At 61.7% G+C, this 14,483-nt stretch carries 15 protein-coding genes; 5 read left to right on the top strand and 10 right to left on the bottom strand.

From position 1 onward, the window contains the following. Positions 1-7: 7 nt before the first annotated feature. Genes KGA89_RS29765 through gnd form a run of 3 tightly spaced genes read right to left on the bottom strand, consistent with a single transcriptional unit; the run spans position 8 to position 3,347 of the window. Positions 8-829 (bottom strand): HAD family hydrolase, encoded by an 822-nt coding sequence (locus KGA89_RS29765; RefSeq protein WP_223473218.1) that lies wholly within the window; start codon positions 827-829, stop codon positions 8-10. Beyond that, a complete protein-coding gene (gene zwf / locus KGA89_RS29760; protein ID WP_223473217.1) occupies positions 826-2,346 on the bottom strand; it encodes a glucose-6-phosphate dehydrogenase in 1,521 nt (506 codons plus the stop codon). The genes KGA89_RS29765 and zwf overlap by 4 nt, the downstream gene beginning before the upstream one ends. Beyond that, complete coding sequence (gnd, locus tag KGA89_RS29755) at positions 2,343-3,347, bottom strand: phosphogluconate dehydrogenase (NAD(+)-dependent, decarboxylating) (protein WP_223473302.1); 1,005 nt, start codon at positions 3,345-3,347, stop codon at positions 2,343-2,345. Before gnd ends, zwf begins: the two co-directional genes overlap by 4 nt. Before the next feature lie 250 nt (positions 3,348-3,597). Between gnd and KGA89_RS29750 the strand changes: the two genes are divergently transcribed. Beyond that, on the top strand, positions 3,598-3,771 hold the full coding sequence (locus KGA89_RS29750; RefSeq protein WP_013693491.1) for a DUF6026 family protein: 174 nt from the start codon (positions 3,598-3,600) through the stop codon (positions 3,769-3,771). A gap of 362 nt (positions 3,772-4,133) precedes the next feature. After that, positions 4,134-5,873 (top strand): phosphoethanolamine transferase CptA, encoded by a 1,740-nt coding sequence (locus KGA89_RS29745; RefSeq protein ID WP_223473216.1) that lies wholly within the window; start codon positions 4,134-4,136, stop codon positions 5,871-5,873. 24 nt (positions 5,874-5,897) lie between these two features. Here the strand turns inward: KGA89_RS29745 and KGA89_RS29740 are convergent, their stop codons facing one another. From KGA89_RS29740 to KGA89_RS29725, 4 genes are all read right to left on the bottom strand, one after another. Next, positions 5,898-6,392, bottom strand: a complete 495-nt coding sequence (locus KGA89_RS29740; protein WP_223473215.1) for a GNAT family N-acetyltransferase — start codon at positions 6,390-6,392, stop codon at positions 5,898-5,900. Between the two features lie 57 nt (positions 6,393-6,449). Further along, positions 6,450-7,571, bottom strand: coding sequence for a cell division protein ZapE (gene zapE / locus KGA89_RS29735; protein WP_223473214.1), 1,122 nt, complete (start codon positions 7,569-7,571; stop codon positions 6,450-6,452). Between the two features lie 272 nt (positions 7,572-7,843). Further along, the gene (locus tag KGA89_RS29730; protein ID WP_223473213.1) at positions 7,844-8,185 is read right to left on the bottom strand and encodes a nuclear transport factor 2 family protein; all 342 of its coding nucleotides are present in this window, start codon (positions 8,183-8,185) and stop codon (positions 7,844-7,846) included. A gap of 51 nt (positions 8,186-8,236) precedes the next feature. After that, a complete protein-coding gene (locus KGA89_RS29725) occupies positions 8,237-8,953 on the bottom strand; it encodes a helix-turn-helix transcriptional regulator (protein ID WP_223473212.1) in 717 nt (238 codons plus the stop codon). A 288-nt stretch (positions 8,954-9,241) separates the two neighbouring features. Between KGA89_RS29725 and KGA89_RS29720 the strand changes: the two genes are divergently transcribed. Then, positions 9,242-9,712: an LEA type 2 family protein gene (locus tag KGA89_RS29720; protein WP_003202406.1), complete on the top strand. Its 471-nt coding sequence runs from the start codon at positions 9,242-9,244 to the stop codon at positions 9,710-9,712. Here KGA89_RS29720 and KGA89_RS29715 read toward each other — a convergent pair whose 3' ends face one another. Then, positions 9,713-10,636: a carbon-nitrogen hydrolase family protein gene (locus KGA89_RS29715; protein WP_223473211.1), complete on the bottom strand. Its 924-nt coding sequence runs from the start codon at positions 10,634-10,636 to the stop codon at positions 9,713-9,715. It abuts the gene before it with no gap. Positions 10,637-10,722: 86 nt separating this feature from the next. On the opposite strand from KGA89_RS29715, the gene KGA89_RS29710 reads away from it, so the two are divergent. Beyond that, positions 10,723-11,631: a LysR substrate-binding domain-containing protein gene (locus KGA89_RS29710; RefSeq protein ID WP_223473210.1), complete on the top strand. Its 909-nt coding sequence runs from the start codon at positions 10,723-10,725 to the stop codon at positions 11,629-11,631. 3 nt (positions 11,632-11,634) lie between these two features. Here KGA89_RS29710 and KGA89_RS29705 read toward each other — a convergent pair whose 3' ends face one another. Beyond that, positions 11,635-11,889, bottom strand: a complete 255-nt coding sequence (locus tag KGA89_RS29705) for a hypothetical protein (RefSeq protein ID WP_003181187.1) — start codon at positions 11,887-11,889, stop codon at positions 11,635-11,637. A 162-nt stretch (positions 11,890-12,051) separates the two neighbouring features. Between KGA89_RS29705 and KGA89_RS29700 the strand changes: the two genes are divergently transcribed. Further along, positions 12,052-12,369 carry a YqjD family protein gene (locus KGA89_RS29700; protein ID WP_003202414.1) on the top strand — a complete coding sequence of 106 codons (318 nt, stop codon included), beginning with the start codon at positions 12,052-12,054 and terminating at the stop codon, positions 12,367-12,369. Positions 12,370-12,534: 165 nt separating this feature from the next. Here KGA89_RS29700 and KGA89_RS29695 read toward each other — a convergent pair whose 3' ends face one another. Then, positions 12,535-14,412 carry a feruloyl-CoA synthase gene (locus KGA89_RS29695; RefSeq protein ID WP_223473209.1) on the bottom strand — a complete coding sequence of 626 codons (1,878 nt, stop codon included), beginning with the start codon at positions 14,410-14,412 and terminating at the stop codon, positions 12,535-12,537. Positions 14,413-14,483 lie beyond the last annotated feature (71 nt).

The raw sequence follows: 14,483 nt of genomic DNA, 5'->3' as shown, positions 1-14,483 counted from the left end.
GGACATCCTATCGCGGCAAGATGTAGCGTTCGATCGCCAGCGCCGCACCGTCGTCAATAACCGCGGCGGTCACGACGTCCGCTTGACGCCGGATCGCCTCCTCTGCCTGCCCCATGGCAATCGACAATCCCGCGCGGTGGAACATCGCCGGGTCGTTGCCGCCGTCGCCCATGGCCGCTGTCTGCTCCAGGGGCACATCGAGGAAGGCTGCCAGGGTCGACAGCGCTTCTCCTTTGTTCGCCTTCATGGCCGTCACATCCAGGTAGATCGGTTGCGAGCGCGACACCTGGGCCTGGCCCTTGAGCAGCGGATGCAACCGCGCCTCCAGCTCCACCAGCAGGTCGGTGTTGGCGCTGGTGGCGACGATCTTGTCGATCCGCTCCAGATACGGCTCGAAGCTTTCGACCTCTACAGGTGGGTAGCCCAGGCCACGCGTCTCCACCGGCACCATCGGACCGTTGGCGTCGCGCACCAGCCAGTCGCCATCGGCAAATACCCAGACTTCGATGCCGGGCTGATCGGCGTACAGGGCCAGTGTGGCCAGCGCTGCCTCGGGTGGCAGGTAGTGGACGGCAAGAAAGCTGCCATCGGGATGAACCAGCGTGCCGCCATTGAACGCCGCCGTGGGCAGGTCGACACCCAGGGCCTCGATCTGCTGCAACATGGCCCGCGGTGGCCGCCCGGTGGCGAGGCTGAACAGCACACCAGCCTCACGCAATGAGCGAACCGCCTCAATGGTGCGCTGGTTCAGGCTGTGGTCGGGCAACAGCAATGTACCGTCCATGTCGCTGAGCAAAAAACGGATGGGGTGCTTCACCAGATCACTCATCCGAGGCCATGCCAGACGCGGCTGTCGCGGGTCAGCAAGTCATCGGCGGCCGCCGGGCCATCTTCGCCGGCCTTGTAGGGCTGGAATGTCGCGTCCTGCTGCCAGGCATTGAGGAACGGCTGCACGGCGCGCCAGCCGTTTTCGATGTTGTCAGCGCGCTGGAACAGCGTCTGGTCGCCGGTCAGGCAATCGTAGATCAGGGTTTCGTAACCCGTGGATGGCTGCATTTCGAAGAAGTCCTTGTAGGCAAAGCCCAATTCGATATTGGCCATGTCGAGTGCCGGCCCCGGCCGCTTGGCCAGCAGGTCGAACCACATGCCTTCATTGGGCTGGATCTGGATTCTCAGGTACGTAGGTTGCAGTTCGTCGACTTCGGTGTCGCGAAACTGTGCGTAAGGCGCGGGCTTGAAGCAGATGACGATCTCCGTGTCCCGCACGCTCATGCGCTTGCCGGTGCGCAGGTAAAACGGCACGCCGACCCACCGCCAGTTGTCGATCATGACCTTGAGGGCGACGTAGGTCTCGGTGCTGCTGTCGGGCGCCACGTTGGCCTCCTGGCGATAACCATTTACCGCCTTGCCGCCGACTTCACCGGCCGTGTACTGGCCACGGACCGAGTTGGCCCGGGCCTGCTCCACCGACCAGGGCCGGATCGCCCCGACGACCTTGGCCTTTTCCCCACGCACTGCATCGGCACCAAACGCCGCTGGCGGCTCCATGGCCACCATCGCCAGCAGTTGGAACAGATGATTGGGCACCATGTCTCGCAGGGCGCCGGTGTGTTCATAAAAACTGCCACGGGTTTCCACGCCGACCGTTTCGGCGGCGGTAATTTGTACGTGGTCGATGTAGTGGTTGTTCCAGAACGCCTCGAACAGGCTGTTGGAGAAACGGCTGACCAGAATGTTCTGCACCGTTTCCTTGCCCAGGTAATGGTCGATGCGATAGATCTGTTTCTCGCTCATGACCTTGAGCAGGCAGGCGTTCAGCGCTTCGGCGGTGTGCAGGTCGGAGCCGAACGGCTTTTCGATCACCACTCGCCGGAAGGCGCCCTCCTGCTCCTGAAGCAGCCCGGCCGCACCAAGGCGGCTGACCACTTCACTGAAAAAGCGCGGCGCGGTCGCCAGGTAGAAAACCGCGTTGCCGGTGCCGCTGGCGGCGATTTTCGCCGCCAGCGCCTGGTAGGTACTCTCATCGAGGAAATCACCCTGGACGTAGCTGATGCCCCGGGCCAGCTTGGCCCACAGCACCGGATCGAGCGCCCGGTCGGCATCGCCGCCCTTGCTCGCCGCTTCGTTACGGATGAAGTCCTCGAGTTTCTTGGCAAAATCCACATCGCTGATGGCGTTGTGGTCAACCCCGATGATGCGCAGCCCATCGCCCAGCAGACCGTCGCGACTGAGGTGGTAAAGCGCCGGCATCAGCAGACGCTTGACCAGATCGCCATGGGCGCCGAACAGAAACAACGTAGTCGGCGGCGCGGGTTCTGCCTTGGATTTGCTGCCGATCGAGGTCATTTTTTCGGCGTCTCCACGTGGCCGCCGAAGCCGAAGCGCATGGCCGAGAGCATTTTGTCACCGTACGTGCTTTGCTGGCGCGAGCGGAAACGGGCAAACAACGAACTGGACAGGACCGGAACCGGCACCGCTTGCTCGATGGCAGCCTCGATGGTCCAGCGCCCTTCACCGCTGTCGGCGACCTCACCGGAAAAACCATCCAGTTTCGGATCGCTGGCCAACGCGTCGGCGGTCAAGTCCAGCAGCCAGGACGATACGACGCTGCCGCGACGCCAGACTTCAGCGATATCGGCCACGTTCAGGTCGAAGCGCTGCTCCGGTGGCAGGCTTTCGCTGGATTTGGTCTTGAGGATGTCAAAACCCTCGGCGAAGGCCTGCATCATTCCGTATTCGATGCCGTTGTGGATCATCTTCACGAAATGCCCCGAACCGGCCGGGCCCGCGTGGATGTAGCCACGTTCGGCGCGGTCATCGTCGGATTTGCGATCACGGGTGCGCGGGATATCGCCCATGCCCGGCGCCAGGCTGTCGAACAGCGGGTCCAGGCGCTTCACCACTTCGGCATCACCGCCAATCATCATGCAGTAACCGCGTTCCAGACCCCAAACACCGCCGGAGGTGCCAACATCGATGTAGCTCAGGCCTTTTTCCGACAGGGCCTGGGCGCGACGGATGTCGTCCTTGTAGTACGTGTTACCGCCATCAATGATCACATCACCCGGCTCCAGCAGTTCGCTGAGGACGTTGACGGTGTCTTCAGTGGGTGCGCCGGCCGGCAGCATGACCCAGACCGCACGTGGCTTCTCCAGCCCAGCGACCAGTGCCGGCAGGTCCGCGACGCCCGTGGCGCCTTCCTGACGCAGGTTTTCGACAAAAGCGGCATTGCGGTCATAGACGACGGTGGTGTGCCCATTGAGCATCAGGCGCCGCGCAATATTGCCGCCCATGCGGCCCAGTCCAATGATCCCGAGTTGCATGTGCTGATGCTCCCTACTACAAATAAAGGTGTGTCAAAGATTTAACACTATCGACTAATGGAGGTTAGTCCAGAGCATTGCTGCATAGTTTCCGGGTAATTCGAGCGATCACAAGGGATAACGCTCAAGATCCGGCCGAAGACACAGCGACCATGAAAAATAAAAAAGTTCCAATCACAAGCAAAAGAAATCAGAATCGGCGCCGATAGTAGAGGTGTCGACCAAATACTGGCGACATCTCTATAGTTGATGTACGCCATTTGCGAGGTGAGCAATGGGCCCTGTCGTTACCGCACGTCCTCCCCAAACCCTTTATGTGACCATTCGTCGCGATGAATTGCGCCTACTCAAGGAAGAACGCGATCTACTGCTTGATGAAGTGACGCAGTTGCGCATGCAGTTGCAACACGCACAGCTGTCCCACCAGAGCCAGTCCCTGGCTCGGTAACCGCCCCAGAGGCACAGCGCCAGGAAGTGACGCTGGTCAAACGGTGTCACTTCCATGCAAGTCCTGCCAGGCACACTCATGGCGAGAATTCTATCTGTGGGAGCAAGGCTTGCCCGCGATAGTCGCGCCGTGGTCTAACAGCTGAACCGCGTTATCGTTCATCGCGGGCAAGCCTTGCTCCCACAGATAATCCCTCGCCCCAGAGAGCATTCGCCCCCCCCCAATCAGCGATTTGTATCCGAAAAACTCACAAACTTTTCACAACCGGCTCGCGATACTCCCCGCCTTTAAGGTTGCTCGACGTATGCCTGCGGTCACCAATCCGGTGCCGACAGCGTCGTCGACAAAGGCTGGAGCGCTTGATGAGTTTGTTCAAACGCAGCAAAACGACTGCGAAAGGTTTCGACTGGGCCGGGCTTGGCTGGCTGTTTCTGTTCTTCTGGTACTTCTCTGGCATCACCCAACTGCTCATTCTGTTGAGCGACACCTCCGGCTTCACCGGCTTTCGCCAAGCGTTCGTGATGAGCGCGGTGTGGTTGGCGCCCATGCTGCTCTTCCCCGCCCGCACGCGCGTGCTCGCGGCGTTGATCGGCGTGGTGCTGTGGGCCTGCTCCATGGCCAGCCTCGGCTACTTCTTCATTTATCAGCAAGAATTTTCCCAGAGCGTCATCTTCATCATGTTCGAATCGAACGTGTCAGAAGCCGGCGAGTACCTGACACAGTATTTTGCCTGGTGGATGGTGGCGGCGTTCCTGGCCCACACCGCCGTCGGCTATTGGCTCTGGACCCGCCTGCGCCCGGTGTACCTGCCCCGGGGCCAGGCCATGGTCGCAGCAGTCGCCATTGTCCTGGCGGTGGTCGGTTATCCGCTGATCAAGCAGACCCAGCGTACCGGCAGCTTTGCCGGTGGCCTGGAAAAATTCGAAGATCGCATCGAGCCTGCGGTGCCGTGGCAGATGCTGGTGGCGTATCGTCGCTATGGTGAGCAGTTGGAGAACATGCAAGGCATGCTCCACAGCGCCAGCAAGATCGCGCCACTGAGCAATCTCAAGGATGCCATGGCCGACCAGCCGGCCACCCTGGTGCTGGTGATCGGTGAATCCACCAACCGCCAGCGCATGAGCCTCTACGGTTACCCGCGGGAAACCACGCCGGAGCTGGACAAGCTCAAAGGCCAGCTGTCGGTGTTCGATAACGTCATCACCCCGCGCCCCTACACCATCGAAGCGCTGCAGCAGGTGCTGACGTTCGCCGACGAACAGAACCCGGACCTGTACCTGAGCACCCCGTCGCTGGTGAGCATGATGAAACAGGCCGGCTACAAGACCTTCTGGATCACCAACCAGCAGACCATGACCAAGCGCAACACCATGCTCACGACCTTTTCCCAACAGGCCGACGAGCAGGTGTACCTGAACAACAACCGCAACCAGAATGCCGCGCAGTACGATGGCGATGTGATCGAGCCATTCAACAAAGCCCTGGCCGACAGCGCTCCGCGCAAGCTGATCGTGGTGCACCTGCTCGGCACCCACATGAGCTACCAGTACCGGTATCCGCCGACCTTCAACAAGTTCACCGACCGCCAAGGCGTACCGGCGGGCCTGCGTGATGATCAGGTCCCGACCTACAACAGCTACGATAACGCGGTGCTGTACAACGACTTCGTCGTGTCCAGCCTGATCAAGGACTACGCCAAGACCGACCCCAACGGCTTCCTGCTGTACCTGTCGGACCATGGTGAAGACGTGTTCGACTCCTCGGGCCACGGCACCCTGGGCCGTAACGAAGGCAAGCCGACCGCGCCGATGTACACCATCCCCTTCATGGCCTGGGCCTCGCCCAAGTGGCGCGAAAGCCATGACTGGAACTTTGCCGGCGACCTGTCGCGCCCCTACAGCAGCTCGCACCTGATTCACACCTGGGCGGACATGGCTGGCTTGAGTTTTGATGAGCTGGACCACAGCAAGAGCCTGGTCAGCGCGGACTTCAAGGCGCGCCCGCTGTTGATTGGCGACCCCTATCAAACCCCACGCAAGCCCCTGATCGACTTCAGCCTGATGCAGCCCAAGGCACCGGCGGCTGCAGTCGTGCAGAAATAACCGAAACTCCTCAGAAGCCCGCTTTTACAGGGGCTTGATCCAGAACTCCATAGGCCCGTGGGCCGGGTCGAACATGCCGGCGGCAAAGCCGAACTTGGCATAGCTGGCCTGGGCCACGGCATTGCCCTCGAGCACTTCCAGGGTAATCTTGCAGCAACCACGCTGACGGGCGATGTCCTCGACCTTCTGCAGCATCTTCTGGCTCAGCCCGAGCCCACGAAAATCCTTCATCACCGCCACGTCGTGGACGTTCACCAGTGGCCGGCAGGCAAAGGTTGAAAAACCTTCGAAACAATTGACCAGCCCCGCCGGTTCGCCGTTGACGAAAGCCAGCACGCTGAAGGCATGAGGGCGCTTGGCCAGTTCCTCGGGCAGATGCAGCAGCACCTCTGCCGGCAATGGCTGTCCCCCGCCCATCGGGTCCTGTGCATAGCCGTTGAGCACATGACAGATCGCTTCGGCGTGAACCGGGTTGGTGTAGCTGGCTTGCAGTACAAGGATGTCCTTGGCTTCTTCCATGACCTTCCATCTCACTTCGTTAGTGCCGCCAGCTCGAAGCCGTCGGCGGGATACAGGTCAGGCTTGCTGACCAAAACGTTGCATTTGCATTTCCTGGAGGCGGCTGAGGGTACGGCGAAACGGGAATTGCAGATAGCCCTCGGTATACAACTCATCCATCGGCACCAGGGCCGAAAGGCACAACGGCACCTTGCGGTCATAACACTCGTCGACCAGGGCGATGAAGCGCCGTACGCCATCGTCATGGATCGACAACTGCGGCAATTCGCGATCACCGGCCTCGACCCGTTCGACACCGTCTTCGGTGCCACGGGCAATGCGCCCTTCACGTTGTTCGGCGCTCAGGCACGGCACGTCACTGAGCAGGATGACGCTGAAGCGGTCGCACAGCGCCATGAAATCCAGCGCCGAGAACGGTTGCTCGCACAGGTCGGAGTAACGGCTCCAGAGCACGCTATCGCTGGCCTGGACCGGTTCAAGCAAGCGATGGCCGACCTCGATCGACGCACTGCTCGATACTTGCCCGGCGGTCAACTGGTTGAAGACCTCCCCCAGCGGATCAGGTTGCCCGGGATCGCGCAGCCAATAACGCTGCTGTAACTGACCTGGGTGCTGGCGATGGTCTTGCCAACCGTTCACCGGCACGACCTGCATATATCGATTGATCGCGGTGATGGTCGGCAGGAAACGCTCGCGGTTGTGGCCGTTGGCATAGAGTTCTTCCGGCGGCAGGTTGGAGGTACTGACCATCACCATGCCCAGCTCGAACATCACCTGGAACAGGCGCCCGAGGATGATTGCATCGCCGATGTCGTTGACGAACAGTTCGTCGAAACACAGCACCCGTACTTCAGCACTCAACTCCCGGGCCAGGGCCTGCAGAGGATCCGGCGTGCCAGTGAGCTGGAACGAACGCTGATGCACCCACGCCATGAAGTGATGGAAGTGTTGTCGACGGGCCGGCACCTTGAGGCTTTCATAAAAGCGGTCCATCAGCCAGGTCTTGCCACGTCCCACCGGGCCCCAGAGATAAACGCCCTTGATCGACTTGCGACCTTCGTGCAACGCCTGGTGGCATTGCTCCAGTGTCATGATGGCCAGTTCCTGGGCCTCGTCCTGGACGAAGCCGTGGTGTTCGATGGCATGCTGCCAGGCACTCAAGGGGGAGTCGAAAGTCATACGGCCCGGGTCCGGAAAACGAAGGTGGGGAGTATGCCATGGCGGGCGACTGCAGGAACCCTGCGTAGAACTGTGGCGTGGGGTTTATCTGTGGGAGCAATATCTTGTGGAAGCATGGCCTGTGGGAGCATGGCCTCTGGAAGCAATGGCCTGTGGGAGCATGGCTTGCCCGCGATAGTCGCGCCGCGGTCCAACAGCCAAACCGCGTTATCGTTCATCGCGGGCAAGCCTTGCTCCCACAGGCTTTGCTCCCACAGACCTGAGTGCAGAACTTAGATCGAGATATCCAACCGACTGATCTTCCCCTGCTCATCGAGCCGGAAGGTGTAGCGTAACTCCAACGGGCTGCCGGGGAATGTCCCGGAGATCAGTTTCTGCACCAGCACCTTGCCAGTGCGTTGCTGCACGTTGAGGACTTCCACCCGCGGCTGGAAGCGCTGGGCGGTGTCTTCCATCCATTGGGCGATGGCCTGGGTGCCAACACGGTGCTGGCCTTCATCGAACACGTTGGCATCCTCGGCGAAGAAACGCGTCACCGCCGAACTGTCACGGGCATTGGCGGCCGCGATGTAGCCGGCGATGGCCGGGGCCAGGGAAGAGACGGGATTGGACATGGTACGGCTCCTTGTTTTATCGGTCTGGCACTATGCTAGAACAGCGTTGTGTCAGTTTTTGTCAGGAGTGAAACGCCCGGTTTCGTCCAGCTTCATCAGCGCAAACCAGTCGCGCAGCAAGTCGCTGCGTCGGCCCGGATAGCGCTCGCCCTGCTCGGTGGCAGAGGCAATCCGGTCAGTGCGAAAAGTCCGATAGGCGCCGCGCAATTCACACCAGGCCACCACCACCCGCGCCTCATTGAAAAAGCCCAGGGCCAGCGGCCAGATCAAGCGTTGGCTCGGGGTCTTGTTCACATCGGCGTAATCGATATGCAGCTTGGCCTGGGCACGAATGGCCTGGCGGTACACATTCAGTTCCACCGTGTTCTGCGGATAGCCATAACCCGGTGGACCGGGCAATACCGTGGGGTTGCGCAAGGCGTCTCGCACATCGGGAGCCAGCACTGCGGCGACCTTCGCCAGGGCGTCGGCGGCCGCCTTGCCCAGCACCTCGTCGGCGCGCTGATCGACGTAGCGCAAGCCCAGCACAATGGCCTCGATTTCATCGGCGGTGAACATCAGTGGCGGCAGGAACAGGCCGCTGCGCAAGACATAACCGATGCCCGCCTCGCCCTGGATCGGCGCGCCGAGGGCGCTGAGTTCGGCGATGTCGCGGTACAAGGTGCGCTCGGAAACGTTCAGTTCGCCCGCCAATGTCGCAGCGGTGACCGGGCAACGCTTGCCCCGCAAGACTTGCAGCAAAGTGAGCAACCGAGAGGTACGCGACACGATGGACTGTCCGGAAAGAAAAAGTTGACGCAGATTAGCAGAGGCTGGTGTCAGAAACTGTCAGGAGCCCTGAACCTTGTTTGGATCCAGAGCAAGGTGGAATTTGCCCCGCAAGGCTGTGGGAGCAAAGTTTGCTCGCGAAACAGACACCTCGGTTCCTGAAAGACCGCATCACCTTCATCGCGGGCAAGCCTTGCTCCCACAGGGTGGTTTGCCGTTGTCATGGGGCCGCTGTGGGTTATCGTACTCAATCGTTTCCGAGTTTTTTCCTTTCTTGAGAGTCTATCCATGCGCAGAATCCTCGGCCTTTCCGTTTTCCTGATACTGCTCAGCCTGAGCGCCTGCGCCCTCTTCCCGCACCGTGACCCGCTGAACATCAACGTGGTCGGCATCGAACCCTTGCCCAACCAGGGGCTGGAGGTACGTTTCGCCGTGAAACTGCGCGTGCAGAACCCCAACGAAACCGCCATCGACTACAACGGCGTGGCGCTGGACCTGGAGGTCAACGACCGTACGCTGGCAACGGGGGTCAGTGACCAGAGCGGTTCGATCCCGCGCTTTTCCGAGGCGATCCTCAGTGTCCCGGTGAGCATTTCGGCGTTTTCGGTGTTGCGCCAGACCTTGGGCCTGAGCCAGACCCAAGGGCTGGACAACCTGCCCTATGTGCTCAAGGGCAAGCTCGCCGGCGGCGTATTCGGCACCCTGCGCTTCGTCGACCGCGGAACCCTCGACCTGCCGGGTTCCGCCGCCAGCTGGTGATCAGGCGGTGAAGCGCACGCCGGGTTTGGCGCGCTCGTCCACCACCAACTCGAACACATCCGGCCTGGCGTAATGCCCGACCACGTCATAGTCGTAGCGCGCCCGCACCAGTTCATCGGTGTCGATTTCGGCGATGAGTAACCCCGCCGTGTCTTTCAGCGGCCCGGCCAGCACGTCGCCCATGGGTCCGACAATCACGCTGCCACCGGCAATCAACGGCCGCTCGGCCGGCCAGTGCGCGACCTCGATACCCAGGGCCTGCGGAGAGGCCTGTACCTGACAGGCACTGACCACAAAGCAGCGACCTTCGTGGGCGATATGGCGCATGGTCACCTGCCACATCTCTCGCTCATCCACCGTCGGCGCACACCAGACCTCCACCCCTTTGGCGTACATCGCAGTGCGCAGCAGCGGCATCATGTTCTCCCAGCACACCGCCGCGCCGACCCGGCCGACCTGGCTGTCGATCACGGGCAAGGTCGACCCATCGCCCTTGCCCCAGATCAGCCGCTCGGTGCCGGTGGGCATCAACTTGCGGTGCCGGGCCACCAGGCCTGCATCGGGTTCGAAATACAGCGCGGTGCAGTACAGGGTGCTGCCGACACGCTCGATGACGCCCAGCACCAGGCTCGCCCCTGTACGCGCCGACAGCCCGGCCAGCGCTTCGGTTTCAACGCCGGGCACGTCAATGGCATTGGCAAAATAGCGGGCAAACGCCTCGCGCCCCTCCGGCAGCCGGTAACCCAGTTGAGTCCCGAACCCCTCGCCCTTGGGATAGCCACCCAGCAGCGCTTCAGGCATCACCACCAGACGCGCGCCGGCCTGGCGAATGGCCTCTTCATAGGAAAGGATCTGTGCCAGGGTCTCGCCCTTGCCGCCAGGCAACGAGCCGATCTGCAGGGCAGCCACAATGGATTTGGGCATGGCTTTTCAACTCCTTGATCATCAGGTGTTGCTGATTCTCAAGCAGCGGCCGATCATGAATAAAGCCCTGAATGCTGCTAAATGATATGAGCCTTATGAATATCGCCGACATCGACCTCAATCTGCTCAAGACCTTCGAAGCCCTGCATGACGAATCCAGCGCCAGCCGCGCCGCCGTGCGCCTGGGCGTGACCCAGTCGGCCATCAGCGCTGCGCTGCGCAGGCTTCGCGGTTTGTATGACGATCAATTATTCGTGCGCACCGGCCGGGGCCTGGCGCCGACGCTGCGGGCCAATCAACTGAAGCCGGTGATCAGCGAAGCACTGGATAAATGCCGCCAGAGCCTGGCGATGGTCGACCCGGATGCCAGCCATTACGAAGGCCGCTCGGTCATCGTCGGCCTGTCGGACGATTTCGAAATTGCCCATGGGCGACGCTTGATCGAAGAAGTGGCCCACCGCGCGCCGGGCCTGCGCTTGATTTTCCGCCAGACCCACAGTCAGATCGTCGGCCGGGCCCTGATGGAGCGCGACCTTGACCTGGCGATCACAGCGGGCGGTTTCGCCCAGCGATTGCTCAGCCGTCAGGTGTTGGGCGAAGGCGATTACGCCTGCCTCCTGGACCCGGCGAGCCTGGCGCAGGGCCAGCAATCCCTCAGCCTGGAGGCGTTCGTGGCCCGTGAGCACCTGCTGGTGTCTTCGGGTGGTTTCATCGGCATCACCGACGAAGGGCTGGCCGGGCTTGGCCTGAGTCGGCGAGTCTGCGCCTCGACCACCCACTTTGCCGCGTTGCCGTTCCTGCTCAAGGGCAGTCAGGCCGTGGCGACCATCCCGACCCATGCCGCCCGGGCCATCGCCGACCTCAGCGGCCTGGCCTTGCTGCCCTGCCCCCTGGCCTTGCCCCGCTACCCCATCGAGTTGGGATGGCGAACCCACACGCAAATGGAGCCGACAATGCTCAAGGTTCGCCAGGCCATTACGGCAACATTCGCCTAAGGCTTACTTGTTGGCGGCCATCAGTCGATTGACCTCACTGCGCACCATGTTGGCGTACTCCGGCGGCGACATGCCATCCAGTTCGGCACGCACCCACTCGGCCCACTTGCCCTTGCGTTTGGAGCGCTCGCCGAACAAGCGGGCAGCATCGCCCTTGGCCTTGCCCAGGTTGTTTTGCCACAGTTCAAAAAGTCGGGATTTTTCGTCTTCCAGCGCGGCGCGCTCGGCCAGGGGCTTGTCAGCCAGATTGAAGCTCATGGGAATTACCTGTTGCGTAAATAGGCGCCATCTTACACCTTGGAGGGAAACGTCTTAACCACGATTTGTGATGGACTGCCCTGCCAGCGCCGAGCGTTGCAACTTTTTAACGGGCACGGCACTCCATTGTTCAATGCCATCATCCACACAAGGAGTACTTCCATGGCCCGTAAAGGCACCGTGCAAGCGAACGGAGAGCAAATCAAGGATCAAGCCTTCAGCGAATTGACGGCTCTGATTGAAGAATCGGAAAAGCTGCTCAAAAGCAGTGCCTCGCTGGTGGGCGAAGAGGCCGAAGACCTGCGAGGCCAGATATCCCAGAAACTGCAACAGGCGCTCGACTCAGTCACCAGCACCCGGGAACGTACCCGTCCCATGGTCGATGCCACTGAGGTCTATATTGGCGGCCACCCCTGGCAGACCGTGGCGATTTCCGCCGGTTTCGGCCTGGTGGTGGGTTTGTTGCTAGGACGGCGTTAAACATCACAAACCAGCCCCCGGACCTCATGTGGGAGCGAGCTTGCTCGCGATGACGGTGAGTCAGGCAACATCTCTGCTGCTGAACCACCGCTATCGCGAGCAAGCTCGCTCCCACAGGAGTTTGTGGATGAGCCTGCCACTTATGAACATCCACAAGGTTTTGCTTTAAGCCACAGGTCCCGCCCGCAGGATCGACACATCCTCCCCGCGATACAGCGCCTCGACCTTCCCCGCCCGCCACTGCAGCACCGCCCGTTGGTTGATCGAGCCCTTGTCGGTGATTTCACCACGGTCGATGGACGCCGGTTCATCGAGCAAGGCGATCCACTCCACGCGACTGGCGTTGCCGCTGGCTTCGCGGTTCAGGCGTTGCAGCCAGTCGGCGAACCATTGGCGTACCGGCGGGCTGGCGAGGACCTGGGCGTCGCTGGCCTCCCCGCCCAGGCCCGACAAGCGTCGGCATTCAGCAAGCCGTGGGAACACCAGCGCACCCAGGCACTCGCGATCCGGCGCGGTGATCACCAGGTCCTGGACGTAGGGCGTGCCCTCCAGCACCGCGCGGTTGCGCAACGGCCCGACGCTGACAAATACACCGGAAGACAATTTGAAGTCCTCGGCGATCCGCCCATCGAACATCAGCCCCAGTTGCGGATTGCTGGCTTCGGCCAACTTGATCGCATCCCCCGAACAATAGAAACCGTCCTCGTCGAATACCTCGGCAGTTTGCTGCGGCGAGCGCCAGTAGCCGGGCATGATGTGCGGCCCGCGAAAACGCCCTTCGAACTTGCCGTCCACCGGCACCAGCCGGACTTCGCAGCCGGGCGCCGGAAGGCCAATGTAGCCGGCCATGGACAACGGCCCGGTGGTGAAGGTGCAGGACGGCGCCGCCTCGGTCATGCCCAGGCCCGCCATCATGCGGATACGTTCGCCGCAATGCTGTTCGGCGACCTTGTCGAGCCGGTCCCAGGTGCTTTGGGACAAACCCGCTGCCGCAAAGAAGAACAGACTGATGCGCTTGAAGAATCGCTCGCGCAACTCACCGTCCCGCTCCAGGGCGCTAACCAGCTCCTCCCAGCCCTTGGGCACGGTCAGGTAGGCGGTCGGTGAAATTTCCTTGAGGTTGCGCAGGGTTTCGGCGAAGCCCTGGGCGGTGGGTTTGCCGTCGTCCAGGTAGAACGTGCCGCCGTTGTACAACACGATGCCAACGTTGTGGCTGCCACCGAACGTGTGGTTCCACGGCAACCAGTCCACCAGCACTGGGGGCGCCTCGCCGAACACCGGAAAGGTCTGCAGCAGCATCTGCTGATTGGCGCAAAGCATACGCTGGGTGGTGATCACCGCCTTGGGCAGTTTGGTGGAGCCTGAGGTAAACAGGAACTTGGCGATGCTGTCCGGGCCAGTGGCGGCGAACGCCTGCTCGGCCTCGGCGCCGCCGGGTTGGGCCAGCAGGCTGGCGAAGCTTGTCCTCGACCGGCCAGCTATCTCGCCACGCACCGTGATCAAGGGCACGTCCGCCGGCAATACGGCAGTGATTGCCCGCTCGAACGGTGCGGCTTCGCTGACAAACACCAGCCCCGGCTGCAACAGATCGCAGACGTGACGCAGCTTGGCGAAATCCTGGGACAGCAATGAATAGGCCGGCGAAACCGGGCAATAGGGAATACCGGCGTACATCGCGCCGAGGGCCATTTGCAGGTGCTCGATGTCGTTGCCGGAGAGCAGCGCCAAGGGTTTTTCGGCCGATAAGCCGTAACCGAGCAGGCCTTGGGCGATGGCCCGTACACTGTCGAGCATTTGCGCATAACTGACTCGACGCCAATCACCACTGGATTCACGGGCGGCGATAAACGTCTGCTCTGGGCGCACCTCGGCCCAGTGCACCAGGCGCTCGAGCAACCGCGCCGGCAGCGGGGCCAGGGGCTCCAGGGAGCGCATGTGCAAGATGCCACGCTCTTCCCGGACTTCGACGGCAGGATGACCAATCGACACCTGGCGATACCGCCCGGCCTCGGGTCGGGAGGACGATCTTGACTCGGAACTCACGTACATTTCCTCCACCAAGGCACACTCGGGTCGCGATGCGAGCGGAGCGTGGCAGCACTAGGCTGCGGCCT

Source organism: Pseudomonas sp. A-RE-22, from assembly GCF_019956035.1.
Lineage (GTDB): Bacteria > Pseudomonadota > Gammaproteobacteria > Pseudomonadales > Pseudomonadaceae > Aquipseudomonas > Aquipseudomonas brassicacearum.
The sequence above is the reverse complement of the archived record's forward strand: the minus strand, read 5'-3'. Positions and strand labels throughout refer to the sequence as shown.